At 57.0% G+C, this 365-nt stretch carries 1 protein-coding gene; it reads right to left on the bottom strand.

Translation table 11 applies throughout. The features are described from left to right. A partial coding sequence (locus BTM36_RS26810) for an efflux RND transporter permease subunit (RefSeq protein WP_174616933.1) occupies nucleotides 1-365 on the bottom strand: 365 nt, incomplete at both ends.

Below are 365 nucleotides of genomic sequence, written 5' to 3' on the forward strand. Positions count from 1 at the left end.
TGGCGTTCAGTCCCTGGAAGTGCATGACGATAAAGGCGATACACAGACCAAGCGGCAGAGAGATAATCGCCACCAGGGCAGAACGTACGTGCCACAGGAACAGGGCACAGACGATGGCCACCACGATAAACTCTTCCAGAAGTTTGGAACTGAGGTTATCAATCGCCCGGTCGATTAACTGGCTGCGATCGTAGGTGGTCACGATTTCAACGCCTTCCGGCAGGCTGGCCTTCAGTGTCTCCAGTTTATCCCTCACTGCCGTGATTACGTCGCGCGCGTTTTTACCCGACCGCAGGATCACCACGCCACCAGCGACTTCCCCCTGGCCGTTTAGTTCGGCAAGACCACGCCGCATTTCAGGCCCG

It is taken from the genome of Herbaspirillum sp. VT-16-41, assembly GCF_001994935.1.
Lineage (GTDB): Bacteria > Pseudomonadota > Gammaproteobacteria > Burkholderiales > Burkholderiaceae_D > Herbaspirillum > Herbaspirillum frisingense.